The sequence below is a fragment of the Hymenobacter agri genome, assembly GCF_054778495.1.
Window position 1 is genome coordinate 1 of the sequence record NZ_BAAGZM010000374.1, and the last position, 4,607, is coordinate 4,607.

Below are 4,607 nucleotides of genomic sequence, written 5' to 3' on the forward strand. Positions count from 1 at the left end.
CGGGCCGCGCGGCCGGGCCCTGGCTGTTCAATACGGTTGCATTCACCGCGGCGGCGCTCAACCTGACCTGGGATGCCAACAACGCCGCCATCACCTACGGCGGCCCCGGCGGCGCGGGGGATTGGAGCGCTGATTCGTCCAGCGCCTCATTGCCCCGCCGGGGCGCGGTCCTGATGGTAACGAACGTGCTGGGTGCCACGGCCACGTTTACCGTGCCGGCCGGCGCGACCACGCTGACGATGGGCGGGCACAAGGATGGCGCCGGCAGCTTCTTCACGCTGCAGCGCAACGGCACGCGCGTGGTGCAAACCGACCAGTACGCGGCCAGCGCCAGCGATGGGGAGTACCTGCCGGCCGCGGTGGCCGTGACGCCGGGTGACACCATCATCTTCACCCGCACCGACCCGAACTTCAATACCGCCCCCGGTGGGCCGAACCCCAACGTGCGGAATTACCTCGACCAAATTCATTTCAGCTCCTAACAATGGCCCTCAAATACGGGCGGCCTGCCGTCGCAAACCCTCTACGTACGGGCCATCAGCATGCACCCGAACACGCTCACCAATACCGGCTACATCCCGCTTTACTACAAAGTGCTGGATGAAACCAACCAGCCGGCGGGGGATTGGCTCATGACCCTGCCGCTGCCCAAAACGGTGCCCATCATGCGCCCCAAGGAGCTGATGAAGATAGAAGGCAGCACGCCTTATCGCATCCTCTACGACGTGGTGCGGGAATATCTGGCCGGCGTGTTTGAAGGCCAGGCCACCGTCGAAGACCTGCTATGATTTCCGCCTGGTGGCTGCTCATGCTCCTGGTGCCGCTGGCCAGCCGCGGCATTACCTGGCTCAATCGGAAGATGCACCGCTGAAGCAACGCCCCGCTCCATGGAGCGGGGCTTTTTCATGTCCTTTTTATCGGTTCCGGACGCCGGCAGCTTTGTGCGAGCAACTGCCAACATCCATGCGCAATCAACACCTGTTAGCCGCCATTCTGAGTGGGCCCTTTGCCATCCAGCACCAAACGGTGCTCGGCTATTTGCCGCGCGTGGCTATGCTCATGCGGGGGGAGGGGGCACAGGTGGAAGTGCCCGAGGCCCGGCGCAAGGTGCGGGCCATCCGGGTGGCCGGGCCGGGTGCGGCCACCGTGGCCGGCGGCCAGCGCGTGAAAAGCTACGACCAAGCGCCCGAGCAGTCGGTGGCCATCCACTCGCTGAAGGGGGTGATGATGAAAAACGACCAGGAGGGCCTCTGCGAGGACGTGCCGGGCACGGCCAGCCTGGGGCGCAGCATCCTGGCGGCTGACGCGCACGACAACGTTGCTGCCCACGTGCTCTGCATCGACTCGGGTGGCGGTGCCGTGGATGGCACGGCCGAGTTCGGCGCCCTGCTCAAGGGCCTGAGCAAGCCCGTCGTCGCCTACTCGGACGGCATGATTGCCTCGGCCGCCTACTGGGCGGCCGCCTCGTGCGCTCGCATCGTGCTTAACAACGGCACGTGCGCGGTGGGCTCTATCGGGGTGATGTGCAGCATCGTCGACTACAAGCCCATGCTTGAGGAGCTGGGCGTCAAGTTTCACGACCTGCGCGCCGACGACTCCGACGAAAAAAACGAGGACTTCTACCAGCTGCTGCAGGGCAACTACAAGCCTTACACCGAGAACGTCCTCAACCCGCTGCGCGACATGTTCGCCGCCGCCGTGAAGGAAAATCGGCCGCAGCTGGCCACTACGGAAGGGAAGAAGCTGCTGCGCGGCGGCATGTACTTCGCCGCCACCGCCGCCGGCAATGGCCTGGTGGATGAAATCGGCTCCTTCGGCCGCGCCGTGGAGCTGGCCCTGGAGCTGGCCGACGCGGCCGATTCCACCCCTGCTGATTCCGCCGGCGGCGCCGGCGCTGCTACCGCCACTCAATCAACCACTAATATCATGTTTGGGAAAGACAAATTCACGGCCGTAGCGGCCCTGGCAGGCCTCGAAGGCGCTGCCGTTACGGCCGAACTCATTGCGGCTGCTAATACGCAACTGGAGGAGAAGGGCATCACCGGCGCCGCGCTCATCAGCGCCGACGCCTTCAACAGCATGGAGCAATCCATCAACGCCACCAATGCTACCCTGAAGGCCGCCGGCGTGCAAAATATCGGTGAGCTGGTGACCCAGCGCGACCAGGCCCGCCAGCAGGCGCAGGAGTTCGGCGACCAGCCGGGCGCCCTAGGCAGCACGCCCGCCAAGGAAAAGGGCGACGTGGCCGAGGAGAGCAGCGACGACAAGGGCTGGGAAGCCATCCACAACCGCATGCTCGGCAACGCCTAAGCCGCCCGGCCCCGCTACTGCACACCTCCTGATTTATTCATTTCAATACCACTTCGATGGCTTTACAAATCACCGACGTAGTCGCCCAGTTCGGGTCGTACTACATGAACAACGGCCAGAACCTGGCCCGCCTCTACCAGCTGCTGCGCTCAGCCACCAGCACTGAGGCGCTGTTCACGCCCATCAACACCGACGACACGCTCTGGCGCGCGGCCAAGACGCTGTTCAGCCGCGTGGTGCAGCCCTTCCAGAAGGCCTTCACCCCGCTGGCCAACGTGCAGTTCGTGCCGGTGGCCATCCAGCAGTTCAAGATGAAGGTCGACGCCCAGGAGTACCCGGACGACCTCGAAGCCACTTGGCTGGGCTTCCTCGATGGCCCGGAAATCGACCGCAAGGCCTGGCCGTTCGTGCGCTGGTACTGCGAGGTGTACCTCATCCCGCAAATCAAGCAGGACATTGAGATGAACGAGATTTTCCAGGGCGTATTCGTGGCCCCGACCGCCGGCACGCCCGGTGCGGCCGGTACCTCGCTCAACGGCCTGAAAAAGACCATCAACGACCACATCACGGCCGGCCGCATCACGCCCATCACCACGGGCGCCTTCGATACGACCGACCCGGCGTCGGTGGTGGAGCAGATGGAGGCCTTCGCCGATGGCATCCACAAGGACTACTGGAGCATCCCGATGATGCTGGGCTGCTCGGAGAGCATTGCCCGCGCCTTCCTGCGCGGCCAGGAGCGCAAGTACGGCAAGAACACCGGCGGCGGGGCCCTGGGCCTGACCATCAACAACACCAACATCACGCTCGCGCCGGCGCCCTCGCACCGCAACACGCAGAAGATTTGGTGCACGCCCAAGGGCAACGCCATCCAGCTGCGCAAGAAGATGGCCAACCAGACGGCCATCCAGGTGGAGAACGTCGACCGCCTGCTCAAGTTCTTCACCGACTTCTGGATGGGCATCGGCTTCATCATCCCCGAAATCGTCTTCACCAACGACGTCGAGCTGGTCTAAATCATCGTCGAATCGTCGGCCGGTGCCCCCGGGCACTGGCCCGTTCGAATTTTCCACTCAGTAGTAAAAAAGTAGCCCCATGGCACAGAAAGAAGAACTCACGCTGGAGCAGGCCCTGGCCAGGATTGAAGAGCAGGCCACGCGCATCACCGAGCAGGCCACGCGCATCACCGACCTCGAAGGCGAGGTGGACGAGGCCACCGGCACCATCAGCGACCTGCAGGAGCAGCTGGCCAACGCCCAGGCCGGCGCGGCCATCAACGAAACCGTGGTGGTGACCCACACGGCCGAGGACGGCAGCAAGGACCAGTACAAGGTGCTGGCCCCCAAATTCCAGCACAAGCACCAGGCCTACGCGGCCGCCGACCTGAAGACCAACCCCGACCTGGTGAAGGAGCTGGTGGAAGGCAAATCGGGCGTGCTGCTCAAGCTGGAGAAGGCCGCCAGGGCCTCCACCAAGAAAGACGCGTCGAAATAGCCCGCCGGCTAGTTCCGCAATGGTTTCACCAATTCAGTAGCAGAACAGCACCATGGCTGATTTGACCGACCTGCCCGGTCCCCAGGGCAAAGACAACTCGCCCGGCGTGCGCGATACGATGTTTATCGCGCCGCTGCGCTGGTTCAAGAAAATCAAGGGCTTCAAGACCACCAGCGCCGTGGGCGACTCGGTGACCATTGACGGCTCGCACGAGTTTCTCGACGGCAAGGGCTTTATCAGCGCCTACGGCACGCTCGACACGGGCCAGCTCAAGCTCGACCCCACCGGCGAGCGCGACGGCCGCGGCAAGAAGGCCACGTTCGAATTCTTCAACCCCGGCAACACGAAGGCCGCGGCCGAGTTCGACCGCACCATCAAGAACGAGAGCTGCATCGTGCTGCTGCAAACCGCCGACGGCGTGGTGCAGCAGGTGGGCGGCGCGGGCCTGGGCGCCGAGATTCTCGGCTCTTACGACTCGGGTAAGCTCAGCAGCGGCCGCCGGGGCTACACCTTCAAGGGCGAAGCCTACCAGAACGGCAACCAGTTCTACGAGGGCGCCATCCCGCTCAAGGATGGCTCGAGCATCAACGCCCTGACTGGCGAGGTAACGGCCGCCGGCAGCTAAGATGGAAACGACCAATCAACTGCCGGCCGAGGTGGCCGCGCACTACGAACTCACCAGCCATGCCACGCGGTACTACGTGTCGCAGTGGGGCTACACGGTGGACCTGACCAAGCTCACGCGTGCCGAGGCGGCGGAGTTGGTGGCCCTGCCCGGTGGCTTCGCGGGGCTGCGCGAGCGC

At 64.4% G+C, this 4,607-nt stretch carries 6 protein-coding genes; all 6 read left to right on the plus strand.

The features are described 5' to 3' along the window. A partial coding sequence (locus ACYVDE_RS15920) for a hypothetical protein (protein ID WP_460502532.1) occupies nucleotides 1-482 on the plus strand: 482 nt, incomplete at its 5' end. 60 nt (nucleotides 483-542) lie between these two features. Next, nucleotides 543-788 (plus strand): hypothetical protein, encoded by a 246-nt coding sequence (locus ACYVDE_RS15925; RefSeq protein WP_460502533.1) that lies wholly within the window; start codon nucleotides 543-545, stop codon nucleotides 786-788. A 175-nt stretch (nucleotides 789-963) separates the two neighbouring features. Then, nucleotides 964-2,310, plus strand: a complete 1,347-nt coding sequence (locus tag ACYVDE_RS15930; RefSeq protein WP_460502534.1) for a Clp protease/crotonase-like domain-containing protein — start codon at nucleotides 964-966, stop codon at nucleotides 2,308-2,310. Nucleotides 2,311-2,366: 56 nt separating this feature from the next. Next, nucleotides 2,367-3,326, plus strand: coding sequence for a hypothetical protein (locus ACYVDE_RS15935; RefSeq protein WP_460502535.1), 960 nt, complete (start codon nucleotides 2,367-2,369; stop codon nucleotides 3,324-3,326). Between the two features lie 79 nt (nucleotides 3,327-3,405). Then, nucleotides 3,406-3,804 carry a hypothetical protein gene (locus ACYVDE_RS15940; RefSeq protein WP_460502536.1) on the plus strand — a complete coding sequence of 133 codons (399 nt, stop codon included), beginning with the start codon at nucleotides 3,406-3,408 and terminating at the stop codon, nucleotides 3,802-3,804. 52 nt (nucleotides 3,805-3,856) lie between these two features. Beyond that, complete coding sequence (locus tag ACYVDE_RS15945) at nucleotides 3,857-4,429, plus strand: hypothetical protein (protein ID WP_460502537.1); 573 nt, start codon at nucleotides 3,857-3,859, stop codon at nucleotides 4,427-4,429. Nucleotides 4,430-4,607 lie beyond the last annotated feature (178 nt).

What these genes read in the sequence shown, in the direction of transcription:
- ACYVDE_RS15925 (WP_460502533.1), top strand. Translation starts at nt 543, where the DNA reads ATGCACCCGAACACGCTCACCAATACCGGCTACATCCCGCTTTACTAC.
- ACYVDE_RS15930 (WP_460502534.1), top strand. Translation starts at nt 964, where the DNA reads ATGCGCAATCAACACCTGTTAGCCGCCATTCTGAGTGGGCCCTTTGCC.
- ACYVDE_RS15935 (WP_460502535.1), top strand. Translation starts at nt 2,367, where the DNA reads ATGGCTTTACAAATCACCGACGTAGTCGCCCAGTTCGGGTCGTACTAC.
- ACYVDE_RS15940 (WP_460502536.1), top strand. Translation starts at nt 3,406, where the DNA reads ATGGCACAGAAAGAAGAACTCACGCTGGAGCAGGCCCTGGCCAGGATT.
- ACYVDE_RS15945 (WP_460502537.1), top strand. Translation starts at nt 3,857, where the DNA reads ATGGCTGATTTGACCGACCTGCCCGGTCCCCAGGGCAAAGACAACTCG.